Here is a 14,731-nt window from a genome sequence, read left to right on the forward strand (position 1 = left end):
AATCACCGATAAACTATCGGCAATTGGCTGTTTAAAAGGTGTTTTGACCCCTGTCTCAAAAACGGGGGGCAGTCCCGGTGCCGGAAGCTTTTTTTTGCTGAAAAGGAATCAATAAAGGCTTCGTTCAATTCATAGGCGAAGAACTTTAATGTAACTAATGCACCCGTTTGTTTACGTATATTTCTTCCGCTTGCTGAACCAAGAAAAAAGGACCGCCGCAGCAATCCCTTTCTCTCTTTCCTATATATCACATTTCCTTTCGGCTACGTAATAACTCTTCAAATGCTTTTATATTTGTATCAAAATTGGGCACTGTTTGGGATTCCTCGGCACATTTGACTTGTGCCACAACCAAATCATGAAAAGGTGTTGAAATGCCAGTACCTTCTGCCATTTTGGGAATAACTCCATTAATATAATCAATTTCAGTTTTACGTTTTTTCTCAAGATCCTGGAGCATACTTGCTCTTAGCAGCCTAGATGGTTCCATGGCTGACCTAAATGTTTGGATACGTTCAGGAATATCATTTTCACTTCTTAATTCCAAAGATTCTAAATCAAGGCCGCCCATTTTCGCAAATTTGACACCATTGGCGTGTCCCACCTTAATCGTCTCATCTGCGATATGGACTGCACTAACAATGCCGATTTCATGGTCAAGAATGTCTCCGTATTCTCCGTTTAATGCTGCCGATAAACCACTGAATGCATTATTGATAAGTAATTTTGACCACTTCGTTCCAACTAAATTATCGGAAATATGTGTTCCGCCGATAAGGTCTAAAACCGATTTAATACGCAGGATTCTTTCTGTTGTTTCACCATGTAATTCTCCAATTTGAAAAGCGTACTCTTTAAATTGAGTATACTCAGTTGTAAGTCTGGATACGCCCGGCTCAATAAACGTAGCACCAAATTCAACAGAACCTGCAATAACACGTTCATCACCAACGATCGAAGCAACTTTCTGTTCAGGTATACCGTTTTGCAAGGAACATACTACACTGTCATCCTTTAAAAAAGGCAGCAACTCTTTAAGAATGGAGTCATTATATAATTGTTTCGTCAGAAGTAATATTAAATCATACTTGCCTGACTTGTTTTCAGGGGTAATGGCTTTCACCTTTGCTTGAAATTCCGTTGTACCAACTACTTTAGCACCTATTTGATTTAGAGTATCTACATGTTCTTTGTACGAATCAATCAATTCGACATCCATTCCGCCAGCAGACAGATATGCTCCAACTATGGTTCCTAAAGAACCTGCTCCTAAAACTGCAATTCTCATTGTCAACGCTCCTTATTTTTCCTCTAAGTAGTTATAAACCGGCTGTGCTGCATTTAAGGTTAAATCTGTAAGGATATGAGATGCTGAAACGACTTCTAATACAGGCAAATCTGCAAGAGGTGCCAGAGCATGTTCAAATAATTGAAGCCGCGCCGGTCCAGTCCAAGCACCTTTAACTTCTATATTCGTTATTTGCGTTCGCACCAAATCACAAACCCTTAAATCACCATTGTAATCAGTAGCAATCTTAACCATAAAATTAGGTCGGCAAATTTCCCTTTTCGCTTTTTCCTTGTCCATTTCGAAATGTTTATATCCCATAGTGGCAGTTGCCACACGAAGACTGCCATAATCCAATGTGCCAACAAGAGTATCAGAGTCTATATACAGCTTAGGGGCACCCAATTTCTTTGGATATGCAGTAAGTTCCCGTCCGCTTGCAATAGCCGGGAAATTGTCAACATACATAGAATGTACATAATCTCCTTCTTCACCATTAAAGCTGACAGGGATGACTTGTCCTGCCTCTGTATAGGCACCAAGTCCGGAAACATCGGGCATCCACATCACTTCGAATTTCACTAAAGGTTCAGTAATTTCAAGAGGTTCCGGCACTGCCGCACGTAAAGCTTTTTCATCCGTTCGGTAAATAATATTAAGATATTCCCGGTTAACAAATTTATAGGTTGGCACGGGGTAAGCAGGTGATGTTAAAGGTGTGTTTAAATTTTTCACAATGTTATTCACATCAATTTTCATAGTATGAGACCCCTTTCTTTTTCTTTTTTATGTTTTTTCAATTTAACTATGCTATTATCTTACATTCGCATTTACATTTAATCCAATACATAATAAGGTATATATATATTTATTGAAATAAATGAGGGGGGTGCAGACAGATGGAATTGCTGCAGCTAAAATACTTTCAGACAGTTGCCTATACTGAACATATTTCTAAAGCGGCAGAACAATTAAAGATTGCCCAGCCTTCTTTAAGTCTCACTATAAAAAGACTTGAGAATGAACTGGAAACAACTTTGTTTGAGAGAAAAGGCAGAAATATTAAGCTGAGTTCAGCAGGGAAAATTCTTTTAAAACATGTAAACAGGATTTTTACTGAGATTGAAAATGCACAAACAGAAATTCAATTGGAGGAACATCAAATTTCTGACAAGATAAGAATATCTATTTCCAATCCAAGATTCCTTGCAGGACTGATGAGTGAATATATCAACCGCTCCCCTCAATCAAAAATTCTCCAAGCAATCGGAGTTAAAAGCGAGATCATAACAAGTTTAAAAAAAGGGGACATTGATTTAGGAATAACAGGTCATCCGATTCAAGATGAAGAGATAGAGAGTTGTGTGCTGGTAAATGAAGATATTGTTCTGGCTTTGCCCTCAAACCACCGATTTACGGGTAAAACAGAAATTTCTTTACGCCTTGTCGCCAATGAACCATTTATTACCCTTGCTAATAATGAAGAGTATAGCGGTTTTACAGCCTCGCTTTGTGAGAAAGCTGGTTTCACCCCAAATATTGCGTTTGAGGCAGATTCTCATTTACTGGTCGAGATTTTAAAGCTGGATCAAGGTGTGGCGTTGCTTCCCATTTCAGTTTGCAGAACATTGGGGCTGAATTTTATAAAAGTGACTGATCACTCTGCTTCATATCCAGTCGGCTTATCTTGGATGAGACATAAGCTGTTATCTTCTTCGGTAAGAAATTTTCGTGACTTTATTATGTCGTACTATAAAGATAACTATGAAATGTTTAAGGTTTATTAAAGGGTTTCATCATTATTTTTTTGAATTTTTCCCCCATTTCCAATGAGGCGGAAGACTGGTCATTCCCAGATGATATAAAAAAATCCCGCGGCATCCGCGGGATTTTTCTTTGTTAAACGGCTTTCGCCTTTTCTTCTTGTTTGCCTGTCTTTTTGTTTGTCAGTTTAATTGATTTAACAAACAGCGTGAGGATCAATCCGGCAGCGATAAAGGCCAGGCCTGTGAAAAACACGCTGTGAAGCGAATCCATCAGTGACGTTTTCAAAACCGGCACGATATGGGAAGAAAATGCGGCCGGAATCTGCTTAATCGATTCCTGGCTGAACAAGGATTGAAGCAGCCCTTCAGGATTCTTGTCAATCATACCTTTAAACTGGGCAGCAAAGGCACTTGCCTGTTTCGGCAGTGAGTCTAAGTAAGGCACCAGTCTGTCGGTTAAAAGGCTTCCTGATCTGGCATTCATGACAGCGCCGAGCACCGTAATGCCGAACGTTCCCCCGATCATCCGGAAAAATTGGCTTGAAGAGGTCACAACACCCAGTTCTTCTTTTGAAAACGTTTCTTGCAGAGCGAGTGTGAGAAGCGGCATGACGAGCCCCATTCCCAGACCGATCACGGCCATATAGCACGTCGCCGCGAGCTTGCTTGTATCCAGCTGCAAAGTCGTTAATAAGAAGAAGCCGACGGCCATGATCAGCATGCCGATCATGATTTGCGGTTTAATACCGATCTTATAAACCAGCTGGCCTCCGATAATACTTGTGATAATCATAGATACCATCATCGGCGTCATAATCGTGCCGGACGCGGTGGCGCTGACTCCGATAATTCCCTGCATAAAGAAAGGAACGAACGTAACGGCGCCGAACATGCCGATACTCATGAAAAAGCCGATCAGATTCAGTACGGTAAACGTTCTGTTTTTAAACAGGTACATCGGCAGAATCGGCTCTTTTGCTTTGATTTCAGCGAAAATGAATCCGACAATCCCGGCAAGTGCAAGCGCAAAGAGACCGAGAATCTGCCAAGAGCCCCATGCGTAATCCTTTCCTCCGAAGCTGAGCGCGAGGAGGAGGCTGACGATTCCGACGATCATTGTGAAAATGCCGGCGATGTCAAAGTTAATCGGCCCAGTCTGTTTTCTGCCTTGAAGTCCTCTTGCGATAAAGATGACGGCTAAAATTCCGACAGGCAGGTTGATATAGAAAACCCATTTCCAATTTAATGAGTCAACAATCCATCCTCCGATTTGCGGGCCGATCACGGAAGCAAGCCCGTAAATCGCCCCGAAAAGCCCTTGGAACTTGGCACGCTGTTTCCCTGTGAACAAATCCCCGATGACGATCATAGCCATCGGCATCATGACACCGCCGCCGATTCCCTGAAGTCCGCGGAAAATAATCAGTTCCGTCATGTTGCTGGCCATTCCGCACAGTGCGGAAGCTCCCATAAAAATCAATAAACCTGACACATAGACGACGCGGCGCCCCAATAAATCTGCAAGTTTCCCCGCAATCGGAACGATCGTCGTCGAAGTTAAAAGATATGCTGTGGTCAGCCACGTCATCATGCTTAATCCCCCGAGGTCACCCACGATTTTAGGAATCGCCGTTCCTACGATGGTGCCGTCAAGGGCTGAGAAAAACATGGCGATGATTAAGCCGGTTATTAATAATGTGCGTTTTGGATCTTTCTTTTCAATGCTCATGTTTCGGCAGCTCCTCTTTTCTATTCGTTTTCTTTTTGATCAGCCGCGTATTTCTCGGCTGCTTCAGCTACTTTACGGATGATGTTCACGGACTGAATCAGTTCATCGTCAGTCAGAACGGACAGGTTTCGCGCCAGTATCGCTTTCCGTCCTTCCACAACTTCTTCGAATTTTGTTTCGCCTTTTTTGGTGAGGCTGATGTCGATGACGCGTCTGTCCTGCTGGTTATGTTTGCGGACGATAAGTCCTTTTTGTTCGAGGCGGTCGGCCATCAGCGTCACTGCGCTCGGTTTTACCTCCATGCGTTCCGCAATTTCGGAAACTTTGCAGCTCCCGTATTTTTTCAGGCTGGCTAAAACAAATAATTGGGCAGGCGTCACCTCGTGTTTTGCCATGCTTTCCACCATTTCAGGCTGTATGTTTTGCAGCAGCGTCTGAAGAGATTTCTGGATGTCAGACACATATTGATCCGCGTTTTTCATAACTCCTCCTCATCTTGTTCCTTGAGAAAATAATTAACATTAGTTAAATATAAATAAGGATTAATGATAAGTCAATCTTTTTGTGCAAAAATAAAAAAAGGATTGATGCTTGGCGAAAACATCAAATCCTTCTTCGTTTTACTGCTGGTAGGGAGACTGCTGCTGAATAGTCTGCCGGAACTTCTGATACGATTGCTGAAGCTTTTGGGTATCGGCTGCTTCAATGGAATACCAGCCATTTTGAAACATCACATCGTATAATCTTCTTTGCGCTTTTTGTGACTCATCGAAAATCGCCTGAATATCTTGATAAAGAGACTCGTGGCTGAACTCGTGCAGGGCTGTGCAATATGAAGCCGTGATGTATTTTTCCGTCGTCAGCAGCTCATTCACCAAGTCTCTGTCATTCATTTGCGCCGTATTGGGCACGGGCGTTTGCGGATTCGTGATTTTTTGATTTTGCTGTTCCATGTATTGTCCTCCTATTGCATATAGCCTGTTGTTGTCTGCCCGCCTTGATCGGGGTTCAAGCGGCCCAATATGTGCTGATAATGCTTCTGATGCATCCGGCCGATTTGATCAAGTTCTTGTTTTAACGTCTGATCCTGGCAGTGTTCCGCCATAAAATGCGCTTTTTTCATGGCAAGCAGATTCCAGTTCAGCATGTCCTCAAGATACAAATGGTCTTTCGTTGAGATGACGGCAGGCGGCAAGTTTCCGTTCTGCTCTTGGTTGTTCATATAAACGCCTCCTTCAATTCTGTTCTTTTTAGCTTTCTCTGCGATCGGAAATTCATACACGAATAAAAGAAAAAGGAGGGAGTTCATCTTTGCTGCGGAGCATATGTTTATTTTTGTCGAAAAATAAAATGCTTACAAAATTCGCCCAGGCTTACGGAATCCGCTTCGGCGCGGGAAGGTTCGTTGCAGGGGAAACACTCACGGAAGCTGTGAAAACGGTAAAGCGGCTGAACCAAAAAGGGCTGTCGGCTTCGATTGATTATCTAGGTGAATATGCGGGGTCAGAGAAGGATGCGAAAAGGACGGCGGAAGAATGTAAAAAAGCAATCAGGGCGATTGCCGAGAATCAACTGGATTGTGAGCTGTCGCTGAAATTAACATCCATCGGTCTGGATATTTCCGAGAAACTCGCGGAACAGCATGTCAGAGACATATTGACGGAGGCAAAAGAACGCGGCGTGCCTGTAACGATTGATATGGAGGACTATTCAAGATGCGGCCGTACGCTTGAGCTGTATAAGCGGTGCAAGCCGGATTTTCCGATGCTCGGCACCGTCATTCAGGCTTATTTGTACCGCGCAGCTGAAGACATCAGCGGTCTGATGCCATACAAGCCGCGGCTCAGGCTTGTAAAAGGCGCTTATAAAGAATCGGCGGCCGTTGCATTCCCTGATAAAAAAGCAACCGATCTTCATTTTCAGCAGCTGATTAAGCTGCAGCTTTTGAGCGGCCATGAAACGGCGGTGGCGACACATGATGATGACATTATTTCTTATACGAAAACACTCATCAGCGAACATCAGATTCCCCGGGAGCAGTTTGAATTCCAAATGCTGTACGGCATCAGAACGGAGCGCCAGAAGGAGCTTGCTGAAGAAGGATACAGGATGAGGGTGTATGTCCCGTATGGAACCGATTGGTACGGGTACCTGATGAGAAGAATTGCCGAGCGCCCGGCAAACGCGGCATTTGTGCTGAAAGGGATCTTCAAAAAATAACGGCTGCTCCAAAAAGCAGCCGCAGCATGTTATTCCATGTTGTCTTTTTTATATTGCTGATTTTGGCTCGTCCGTTTGCCGCCGCCGTATTTTTGCTTCGGTCCCGCATTTCCTTTCATGCTGGCCGCGCTCACTGCGGCAGAAGACGGATCTTTTCTCCCTCGCACCATTCCCTTCACCTCCGGGTTTAAGTTTCCCGCCCGCACCATGGAACATGCGGAAGCCGAAAAATTTAAAAAAATTCCATATTTGCTATTGAAGTCATCCTGAAAATCTTTTAAGATGAAAGAAGAAAAGGGTTTCATTTTTTTTGCCGAAAAAATGAATGACTATTCATTCAAAGTTCAAGGGGGATGACTCATGCACAAGTTTATAAAGAAAGCAGCCGTTCTCGGATCAGGCGTTATGGGGTCCGGAATTGCCGCGCACTTGGCTAACATCGGAATTCCCGTCCTGCTGCTTGATATTGTGCCAAACGAGCTGACAAAGGATGAGATGAAAAAAGGGCTTACATTAGAAAGCCCGGAGGTCCGCAGCAGACTGAGCCGATCGGCCATGCAAAAGCTGCTGAAGCAAAAACCGGCGCCGCTGACTTCGGCTGCCAATCTCGACTATATAACGGCGGGGAATTTGGAAGATGACGCAGCTCAATTGAAGGATGCTGATTGGATTATTGAAGTCGTCGTCGAAAATCTTGACGTAAAAAAACAGATTTTCTCACTCGTTGATGAATACCGGAAACCGGGAAGCATCGTGTCGAGCAATACGTCCGGTATCTCCGTCACAAAAATGGCGGAAGGCCGATCTGCCGATTTTAAAGCTCATTTCTTAGGAACCCATTTCTTTAATCCGGCCCGCTACTTAAAGCTTCTGGAAATCATTCCGATTCAGGAAACAGATCCTGACGTACTGGAGTTTATGACTTCATTTGCAGAAAACACGCTTGGGAAAGGTGTCGTCATCGCAAAAGACACGCCTAATTTTATCGCCAACCGCATCGGTACGTACGGCCTGCTGGTCACGGTAAGAGAAATGCTTTCTTCCGGCTGCCGCATCGGCGAGGTGGACACGGTGACCGGGCCTTTGATCGGCAGACCGAAAAGCGCGACCTTCAGAACCCTTGACGTTGTGGGGCTTGATACGTTCGCCCATGTGGCAAAAAATGTGTATGATAAAGCCGACGGCGCTGAAAAAGACATGTTTAAGCTTCCTGAATTTATGAATGACATGCTGAAAAACAATTGGCTGGGCAGCAAATCAGGCCAAGGTTTTTACAAAAAAGAAGGTAAAACAATATATGAACTCGATCCGCTGACCATGACATACGGTGAGCGTTCGAAAATGAAGATGCCCGCGTTAGAAGCCGCCAAACAGGCAAAGGGTGCCAAAGGCAAAATGAAAGCGCTTGTATATTCCGATGACCGCGCAGGACGCCTGCTTTGGAATATCACATCGCAAACACTTTTATACTCAGCCAGGCTTTTAGGTGAGATCGCTGATGATATTAAAGCAATTGATGACGCCATGAAATGGGGCTTCGGATGGGAGCTCGGACCGTTTGAGATGTGGGATGCCATCGGCGTCAGAAAATCAGCGGAGCGGCTCGAAGAAGAAGGCGCAGCACTCCCCGGCTGGGTGAAAGAAATGCTTGATCAGGGCCATGAAACATTTTATATGAAGGAAAACGGAACACCATTTTACTATTCAGACGGCCAATACAGGGCTGTGAAAGAAAATCCGAAACGGATCAGCCTGCAAACGTTAAAAGAAACAAAAGGCGTTATCACTAAAAACAGCGGCGCAAGTCTGATTGATCTCGGCGATGATGTCGCGCTGCTGGAATTTCATACGAAAAGCAACGCGATCGGCTTAGACATTATTCAGATGATTGACAATGCGCTTGAGGAAACGGAGCGGAATTATAAAGGTCTTGTCATCGGTAACCAAGGCAGACATTTCTGCGCGGGGGCAAACCTTGCGATGATTTTGATGGAAGCTCAGGATGATAACTTCATGGAAGTCGATTTTGTTATCCGCCGTTTTCAGCAGACGATGCTGAACATCAAATACAGCGCTAAACCCGTTGTAGCGGCGCCATTTGGGATGACACTCGGCGGCGGCACGGAAGTCTGTCTCCCGGCGGCACGCGTTCAGGCGGCGAGCGAATCGTATATGGGTCTCGTTGAAACCGGCGTCGGCCTTATTCCGGGCGGCGGAGGAAACAAAGAGCTGTACATGAATTATTTGGATGGTGGAAGTGAACTGATGGACGCGGCCATCAAAACCTTTGAAACAATCGCGCTTGCCAAAGTGTCCGGTTCGGCACACGAAGCCCGTGATATGCAGATTTTGTCCGCGGCAGACCGTATCAGCATGAATCAGGATCACCTGCTGCACGATGCGAAACAGCTGGCTGCTTCCTTATATGACAGCGGATACCGCCCGCCTGCCCGCAAAAAAGTGAAAGTCACCGGAGAAACCGGCTGTGCGGCATTACTGCTCGGAGCAGACCAAATGAGACGGTCGGGTTATTTATCCGATCACGATATGAAGATTGCAAAGAAGCTGGCCCATGTCATTGCCGGCGGAAGAGTCCCGTTCGGCACGGAGGTTTCTGAAGAATATTTACTTGAGATTGAAAGAGAAGCCTTTTTAAGCCTCGCTGGCGAGGCGAAATCTCAAGCGAGAATGCAGCATATGCTCGTCAAAGGCAAACCTTTACGGAACTAGGAGGGTGTTTATGAGAGAAGCAGTCATTGTGGCCGGTGCGAGAACCCCGGTCGGAAAAGCGAAAAAAGGATCGCTTGCAGCCGTTCGTCCTGATGATTTAGGCGCGCTTTGTGTAAAAGAAACGCTGAAACGGGCAGGCGGCTATGAAGGAAATATCGATGACTTAATTATCGGCTGTGCAACACCTGAAGCCGAACAAGGATTAAATATGGCGCGGAATATCGGTGCGCTGGCGGGGCTTCCTCATACGGTGCCGGCTATTACGGTGAACCGCTACTGCTCTTCCGGACTCCAATCCATCGCTTACGGTGCTGAAAAAATCATGATCGGCGCGGGTGACACCGTTATTGCGGGCGGTGCGGAATCCATGTCGCAAGTTCCGATGATGGGACATGTGACCCGCCCGAATATCGCTTTGGCGGAGCATGCGCCTGAGTATTACATGAGCATGGGGCACACAGCGGAGCAGGTCGCCGAAACGTACGGCGTATCCAGAGAAGACCAGGATGCATTTGCCGTCCGCAGCCATCAGAATGCCGCAAAAGCCCTCAAAGAAGGCAAATTCAATGACGAAATCGTGCCGGTTGAAGTATCACTGACAGAAGTCGGTGATGACCATAAGCCGCGGAAAAAACAATTTACCTTTTCTCAAGATGAAGGCGTTCGTCCCGGCACATCGGCTGACGTCTTGGCGAAGCTCCGTCCGGCTTTTTCTAAAACGGGAACCGTGACGGCCGGGAACTCTTCACAAACAAGTGACGGCGCGGCGGCTGTCATGCTGATGGATCGCGAAAAAGCATCGTCGCTCGGATTGGCGCCGCTTGTCAAATTCCGTTCTTTTGCCGTAGGCGGCGTTCCGCCTGAGGTCATGGGGATCGGTCCGATTGAAGCTATTCCGCGGGCGCTCAAGCTTGCCGGACTCGAATTACAGGATATCGGACTTTTTGAATTGAATGAGGCCTTTGCTTCACAGGCCATTCAAGTCATCAGATCGCTTGGGATAGATGAAGAAAAGGTGAACGTTAACGGAGGCGCCATCGCGCTCGGACATCCGCTCGGATGCACGGGAACGAAGCTGACCCTGTCACTCATTCATGAAATGAAACGGAGAAACGAGCAATTCGGCGTGGTGACGATGTGCATCGGAGGCGGCATGGGCGCTGCCGGCGTATTTGAGCTCATTTAAAACAAGGGGGAAACGAAGCATGAAACAGGAAACGGTCAACGTCAAAAAAGGCGGCAGCTTTCTGATTGAAGAGACGGGATATGATCAAATATTCACCCCGGAGGACTTTACAGACGAACATAAAATGATCGGCAAAACGACAGAAGACTATGTCGTAAACGATGTGCTTCCTTATATCGATGAAATTGAAAACCATCAGTTCGAGCATTCGGTCAGACTGCTGAAAAAAGCCGGAGATCTCGGCCTCCTCGGAGCAGACGTGCCTGAAGAGTACGGCGGAATCGGCCTGGATAAAATCAGTTCAGCCTTCATTACGGAAAAGTTTTCACGTGCCGGCAGCTTTTCGCTGTCTTACGGCGCTCACGTCGGTATCGGCTCATTGCCGATCGTGTTCTTCGGAACGGAAGAACAGAAAAAAACCTATTTGCCGGACTTGGCTTCAGGACAAAGAATCGCGGCATACGCCTTAACTGAGCCCGGTTCAGGTTCAGATGCCCTCGGCGCGAAGACCACGGCTGTTTTGAATGAAGCGGGCACACACTATATTCTTAACGGAGAAAAGCAATGGATTACAAACTCCGCCTTTGCAGATGTCTTTGTCGTCTACGCTAAAGTGGACGGAGATAAATTTTCCGCATTTATCGTAGAAAAGAACTATCCGGGCGTATCAACGGGACCGGAAGAGAAAAAAATGGGGATTAAGGGTTCATCGACAAGAACGCTGATTTTAGATCAGGCGGAAGTCCCGAAAGAAAACCTTCTCGGCGAAATCGGAAAAGGCCATGTCATCGCTTTTAATATCCTGAATATCGGGCGCTACAAGCTTGCCGTCGGCACAATCGGCGCTTCAAAACGGGTGATTGAGCTGTCTGCCGCTTATGCGAACCAGCGCCGGCAATTTAAAACGCCGATCTCAAGCTTCACGCTCACTCAGGAAAAGCTTGCGACGATGTCAGCTCGGCTTTACGCGATGGAGAGCTCTGTATACAGAACAGTGGGCTTATTCGAAGATAATATGAGCAGACTGACGGAAGAGGAGCAAAAAGACGGACGCGAAGTCGCGAAGTCAATCGCCGAGTACGCGATTGAATGCTCGCTCAACAAAATGTGCGGTTCTGAAACGCTTGATTATATTGCCGATGAAGGCGTTCAAATTCACGGCGGTTACGGATTTATGCAGGAATATGAAGTGGAGCGTGCCTATCGCGACTCAAGAATCAACAGAATTTTTGAAGGCACAAATGAAATCAACCGCCTGATCGTAACGAGCACGTTCCTGAAAAAAGCCGTAAAAGGTCAGCTGCCGCTCTTTGAAAAAGCAAAAGCGCTCCAAGAAGAACTCATGATGCTGATGCCTGAAGAGCCGGGCTCAGAACCTCTTGAACAGGAAAAATACATTGTCAGACAGGCGAAAAAGATCGCCCTCTTGACAGCGGGTCTCGCGGCGCAGAAATACGGCAAAGAGATCGAAGGCGAGCAGGAAATCATGGTGAACATTGCCGATATTGTCAGCGCGCTGTACGCTTTGGAATCTGCCGTCCTCAGAACGGAAAAAGCAATTGCGGCGGACGGTGCCGAAAAAGCCGCGCAGAAGCTGTTATATACGGAAATCTTTGCCCAGGAAGCCCTTCAGAACATTGAAGCGCACGCCAAAGAATCACTGATCGCCATGGAGGAAGGAGATTCCCTCCGCATGATGCTTTCCGTGCTGCGCAAACTGACGCGCCTGACGCCGAAAAACCTCATTCAGAAAAAACGTGAAGCGGCAGCCGCCGTCTTCCGTGAAGAAAAATATACGGTCTGATCACATGCTGAAAGCGCTCCTTCATCAGGGGCGCTTTTTCACGAAGCAACGTTATAGGTTTTTACAAGTGATTGTGTTAAAATAACGACGATCATTTACAAGGGGTGAAGAAGATGTCGTTAAATTTTTACTGGTACCCTAAATGCGGAACGTGCCGTAATGCGAAAAAATGGCTGGAAGACCGCGGTAAGGAAATAAACGAAATACATATCGCGGAGGAAACTCCGTCGAAAGAAGAAATTAAAGACCTCTATGAGAAGAGCGGTCTTGAGCTCAAAAAGTTTTTCAACACGAGCGGAATGAAATACCGCGAGCTGAACTTAAAGGAAAAACTGTACCACATGTCAGAGGATGAACAGCTCGAACTCCTGGCATCAGACGGTATGCTCCTGAAACGCCCGATTACGACAGACGGCGAAAAAGTCACTGTCGGCTTTAAAGAAGACCAATTCGAAAAATATTGGATGTAATGCCAGGTTCAAAGAATTATGGTATCTTCTTATTATAAGAAAAAAATGGAGGGATTTAGATGAGCACACCGAAAGATATGCGTTATTCCAAAGAGCACGAATGGGTCAAAGTTGAGGACGGAAAAGCCCGCATCGGGATTACACATTTCGCGCAAGCCGAACTTGGCGACATCGTCTTTGTCGAGCTTCCGGAAGTCGGCGCCGAAATTAAAGCGGACGAGCCATTCGGCAGCGTGGAATCCGTCAAAACCGTTTCCGAACTGTACGCACCGATTAACGGAACGGTGACGGAAGTGAACGAAGACCTTGATGACAGTCCTGAATTCGTAAACGAGTCTCCGTATGAAAAAGCGTGGATGATCGTCGTGGAACCGGCTGATGCTGAAGAAATCGAAAACCTCATGACTTCCGAGCAATATGACGAAATGACACAGGAAGACTGATCGGATAGCAAACGGGCCATTTGGACATTCTATCTGTAACGGGAGGTGTCTAAAATGGCTTTTGATAAACAAAAGGTCGATGTGACGGAGAACGTTACGGGCCGCTTTCAAAACGGCCGGTTTTCCTTGTTTCACGAAAATGAAGCCATCGGCGAGATGACAGGCATGGACCAGTACGAGCTCAAACAGGGCTTTTCATTTGAAAATCAAAAATTTTATAAAACAGCCGATGTCATAAACGGCAGCGATCCGAAATATGTCGATTGCGATTATGAGAATGGCTGGTGTTAACAGTTGGCGGTGAATTTCACTGCCTTCTTTTTCAATCTGACGCTAAAACAATCGGCAGGTGACGCGCTTATGTACAACGGAGATGAAAAGGTCATTATCGTAGAAGGAAAATCTGATAAAATCAAAGTCAGCGAAGTGCTCATCGAACCCGCGGAAATCGTCTGTACAAACGGGACGATCGGCCAAACCGAACTGGAAGATCTGGCGGACCGCCTGTTTGACAGAGACGTCTATATTTTAACAGACGCAGATGACTCCGGAGAAAAATTAAGAAAACAGCTGAAACGGGAGCTTCCCGAAGCGCGCCATATTTATATAGACAGAACATACAGGCAAGTCGAGTCGTGCCCGGGCCATCATCTCGCATCTGTGCTGATCAGAGCCGGCTTTGATGCTGACACTGTATTTTTGAAAAAGAACGACCTGAGGTGGTAATCATGAAAGAACTCCAAGAAAATGAACTCGAATCGATTCAGGATGACGTTTATCTCCTGTATTTGTACACCCCGTTTTGCGGCACATGCCAGCTGGCGTCCAAAATGCTTACTGTCGTCGAAGAAATGCTGCCCGGCGCCGCCTTCTATAAAAACAACGTGAATTATTCCCCTGCATTCGCCAAAGCCTATCAGATTGAAAGCGTTCCGTGCTTTTTGCTGTTTAAAGGCGGAGAGCTTGTTGAGAAAGGATACGCCTTCCGCTCCGTTTCCTATTTATATGAGCTGATTAAACAAAAAACATCGCAAACGTTCCCGATGTGACAATATTTACAGGAAAATGTCGTGCGGTTTATAAAGGGTTCTGTCC

At 46.1% G+C, this 14,731-nt stretch carries 17 protein-coding genes; 10 read left to right on the plus strand and 7 right to left on the minus strand.

Annotated features, from left to right (window positions below; all coding sequences use genetic code 11):
- Window positions 1–247: 247 nt before the first annotated feature.
- Entirely contained in the window at window positions 248–1,288 is a 1,041-nt protein-coding gene (locus SB724_RS15045) for a ketopantoate reductase family protein (protein WP_101669748.1), read from the minus strand.
- A 12-nt stretch (window positions 1,289–1,300) separates the two neighbouring features.
- Entirely contained in the window at window positions 1,301–2,047 is a 747-nt protein-coding gene (locus SB724_RS15050) for an acetoacetate decarboxylase (RefSeq protein ID WP_007613633.1), read from the minus strand.
- 140 nt (window positions 2,048–2,187) lie between these two features.
- Between SB724_RS15050 and SB724_RS15055 the strand changes: the two genes are divergently transcribed.
- Window positions 2,188–3,075 (plus strand): LysR family transcriptional regulator, encoded by an 888-nt coding sequence (locus tag SB724_RS15055; RefSeq protein ID WP_265973062.1) that lies wholly within the window; start codon window positions 2,188–2,190, stop codon window positions 3,073–3,075.
- Window positions 3,076–3,187: 112 nt separating this feature from the next.
- Here the strand turns inward: SB724_RS15055 and SB724_RS15060 are convergent, their stop codons facing one another.
- The 4 genes from SB724_RS15060 to SB724_RS15075 all read right to left on the minus strand — a co-directional run bounded on the left by SB724_RS15060 (window position 3,188) and on the right by SB724_RS15075 (window position 6,005).
- Entirely contained in the window at window positions 3,188–4,783 is a 1,596-nt protein-coding gene (locus tag SB724_RS15060) for an MDR family MFS transporter (RefSeq protein ID WP_007410079.1), read from the minus strand.
- A gap of 20 nt (window positions 4,784–4,803) precedes the next feature.
- Entirely contained in the window at window positions 4,804–5,265 is a 462-nt protein-coding gene (locus SB724_RS15065) for a MarR family winged helix-turn-helix transcriptional regulator (protein ID WP_032876626.1), read from the minus strand.
- A gap of 138 nt (window positions 5,266–5,403) precedes the next feature.
- Window positions 5,404–5,736, minus strand: a complete 333-nt coding sequence (locus tag SB724_RS15070; RefSeq protein ID WP_003151830.1) for a spore coat protein — start codon at window positions 5,734–5,736, stop codon at window positions 5,404–5,406.
- Between the two features lie 11 nt (window positions 5,737–5,747).
- Window positions 5,748–6,005, minus strand: coding sequence for a hypothetical protein (locus SB724_RS15075; RefSeq protein ID WP_410571765.1), 258 nt, complete (start codon window positions 6,003–6,005; stop codon window positions 5,748–5,750).
- A gap of 89 nt (window positions 6,006–6,094) precedes the next feature.
- Between SB724_RS15075 and SB724_RS15080 the strand changes: the two genes are divergently transcribed.
- Window positions 6,095–7,003 carry a proline dehydrogenase family protein gene (locus tag SB724_RS15080; RefSeq protein WP_144664277.1) on the plus strand — a complete coding sequence of 303 codons (909 nt, stop codon included), beginning with the start codon at window positions 6,095–6,097 and terminating at the stop codon, window positions 7,001–7,003.
- 29 nt (window positions 7,004–7,032) lie between these two features.
- On the opposite strand, the gene SB724_RS15085 is transcribed toward SB724_RS15080, so the two are convergent.
- Window positions 7,033–7,173 (minus strand): YuzL family protein, encoded by a 141-nt coding sequence (locus tag SB724_RS15085; RefSeq protein ID WP_003151836.1) that lies wholly within the window; start codon window positions 7,171–7,173, stop codon window positions 7,033–7,035.
- A gap of 190 nt (window positions 7,174–7,363) precedes the next feature.
- Here SB724_RS15085 and SB724_RS15090 point away from each other — a divergent pair, with 190 nt between their 5' ends.
- The 8 genes from SB724_RS15090 to SB724_RS15125 all read left to right on the plus strand — a co-directional run bounded on the left by SB724_RS15090 (window position 7,364) and on the right by SB724_RS15125 (window position 14,685).
- The gene (locus SB724_RS15090; protein ID WP_410571767.1) at window positions 7,364–9,733 is read left to right on the plus strand and encodes a 3-hydroxyacyl-CoA dehydrogenase/enoyl-CoA hydratase family protein; all 2,370 of its coding nucleotides are present in this window, start codon (window positions 7,364–7,366) and stop codon (window positions 9,731–9,733) included.
- A 10-nt stretch (window positions 9,734–9,743) separates the two neighbouring features.
- Window positions 9,744–10,919, plus strand: a complete 1,176-nt coding sequence (locus SB724_RS15095) for an acetyl-CoA C-acetyltransferase (protein ID WP_003151841.1) — start codon at window positions 9,744–9,746, stop codon at window positions 10,917–10,919.
- A 19-nt stretch (window positions 10,920–10,938) separates the two neighbouring features.
- Complete coding sequence (locus SB724_RS15100; protein WP_007613612.1) at window positions 10,939–12,723, plus strand: acyl-CoA dehydrogenase family protein; 1,785 nt, start codon at window positions 10,939–10,941, stop codon at window positions 12,721–12,723.
- 113 nt (window positions 12,724–12,836) lie between these two features.
- Entirely contained in the window at window positions 12,837–13,193 is a 357-nt protein-coding gene (locus SB724_RS15105; RefSeq protein WP_003151843.1) for an arsenate reductase family protein, read from the plus strand.
- A gap of 59 nt (window positions 13,194–13,252) precedes the next feature.
- Entirely contained in the window at window positions 13,253–13,636 is a 384-nt protein-coding gene (gene gcvH / locus SB724_RS15110) for a glycine cleavage system protein GcvH (RefSeq protein WP_003151844.1), read from the plus strand.
- Window positions 13,637–13,690: 54 nt separating this feature from the next.
- On the plus strand, window positions 13,691–13,927 hold the full coding sequence (locus tag SB724_RS15115) for a YusG family protein (RefSeq protein WP_003151845.1): 237 nt from the start codon (window positions 13,691–13,693) through the stop codon (window positions 13,925–13,927).
- Window positions 13,928–13,996: 69 nt separating this feature from the next.
- Window positions 13,997–14,362, plus strand: a complete 366-nt coding sequence (locus SB724_RS15120) for a toprim domain-containing protein (protein WP_022553744.1) — start codon at window positions 13,997–13,999, stop codon at window positions 14,360–14,362.
- Between the two features lie 2 nt (window positions 14,363–14,364).
- A complete protein-coding gene (locus tag SB724_RS15125) occupies window positions 14,365–14,685 on the plus strand; it encodes a thioredoxin family protein (RefSeq protein WP_003151847.1) in 321 nt (106 codons plus the stop codon).
- Window positions 14,686–14,731 lie beyond the last annotated feature (46 nt).

It is taken from the genome of Bacillus sp. SIMBA_031, assembly GCF_046535225.1.
In the GTDB taxonomy this organism is placed as follows: domain Bacteria; phylum Bacillota; class Bacilli; order Bacillales; family Bacillaceae; genus Bacillus; species Bacillus velezensis.

Excerpts from the sequence above, each read along its gene's own strand:
- SB724_RS15045 (WP_101669748.1), bottom strand. The coding sequence starts at position 1,288 with ATGAGAATTGCAGTTTTAGGAGCAGGTTCTTTAGGAACCATAGTTGGA.
- SB724_RS15050 (WP_007613633.1), bottom strand. The coding sequence starts at position 2,047 with ATGAAAATTGATGTGAATAACATTGTGAAAAATTTAAACACACCTTTA.
- SB724_RS15055 (WP_265973062.1), top strand. The coding sequence starts at position 2,188 with ATGGAATTGCTGCAGCTAAAATACTTTCAGACAGTTGCCTATACTGAA.
- SB724_RS15060 (WP_007410079.1), bottom strand. The coding sequence starts at position 4,783 with ATGAGCATTGAAAAGAAAGATCCAAAACGCACATTATTAATAACCGGC.
- SB724_RS15065 (WP_032876626.1), bottom strand. The coding sequence starts at position 5,265 with ATGAAAAACGCGGATCAATATGTGTCTGACATCCAGAAATCTCTTCAG.
- SB724_RS15070 (WP_003151830.1), bottom strand. The coding sequence starts at position 5,736 with ATGGAACAGCAAAATCAAAAAATCACGAATCCGCAAACGCCCGTGCCC.
- SB724_RS15075 (WP_410571765.1), bottom strand. The coding sequence starts at position 6,005 with ATGAACAACCAAGAGCAGAACGGAAACTTGCCGCCTGCCGTCATCTCA.
- SB724_RS15085 (WP_003151836.1), bottom strand. The coding sequence starts at position 7,173 with ATGGTGCGAGGGAGAAAAGATCCGTCTTCTGCCGCAGTGAGCGCGGCC.
- SB724_RS15090 (WP_410571767.1), top strand. The coding sequence starts at position 7,364 with ATGCACAAGTTTATAAAGAAAGCAGCCGTTCTCGGATCAGGCGTTATG.
- SB724_RS15095 (WP_003151841.1), top strand. The coding sequence starts at position 9,744 with ATGAGAGAAGCAGTCATTGTGGCCGGTGCGAGAACCCCGGTCGGAAAA.
- SB724_RS15100 (WP_007613612.1), top strand. The coding sequence starts at position 10,939 with ATGAAACAGGAAACGGTCAACGTCAAAAAAGGCGGCAGCTTTCTGATT.
- SB724_RS15105 (WP_003151843.1), top strand. The coding sequence starts at position 12,837 with ATGTCGTTAAATTTTTACTGGTACCCTAAATGCGGAACGTGCCGTAAT.
- gcvH (WP_003151844.1), top strand. The coding sequence starts at position 13,253 with ATGAGCACACCGAAAGATATGCGTTATTCCAAAGAGCACGAATGGGTC.
- SB724_RS15115 (WP_003151845.1), top strand. The coding sequence starts at position 13,691 with ATGGCTTTTGATAAACAAAAGGTCGATGTGACGGAGAACGTTACGGGC.
- SB724_RS15120 (WP_022553744.1), top strand. The coding sequence starts at position 13,997 with ATGTACAACGGAGATGAAAAGGTCATTATCGTAGAAGGAAAATCTGAT.
- SB724_RS15125 (WP_003151847.1), top strand. The coding sequence starts at position 14,365 with ATGAAAGAACTCCAAGAAAATGAACTCGAATCGATTCAGGATGACGTT.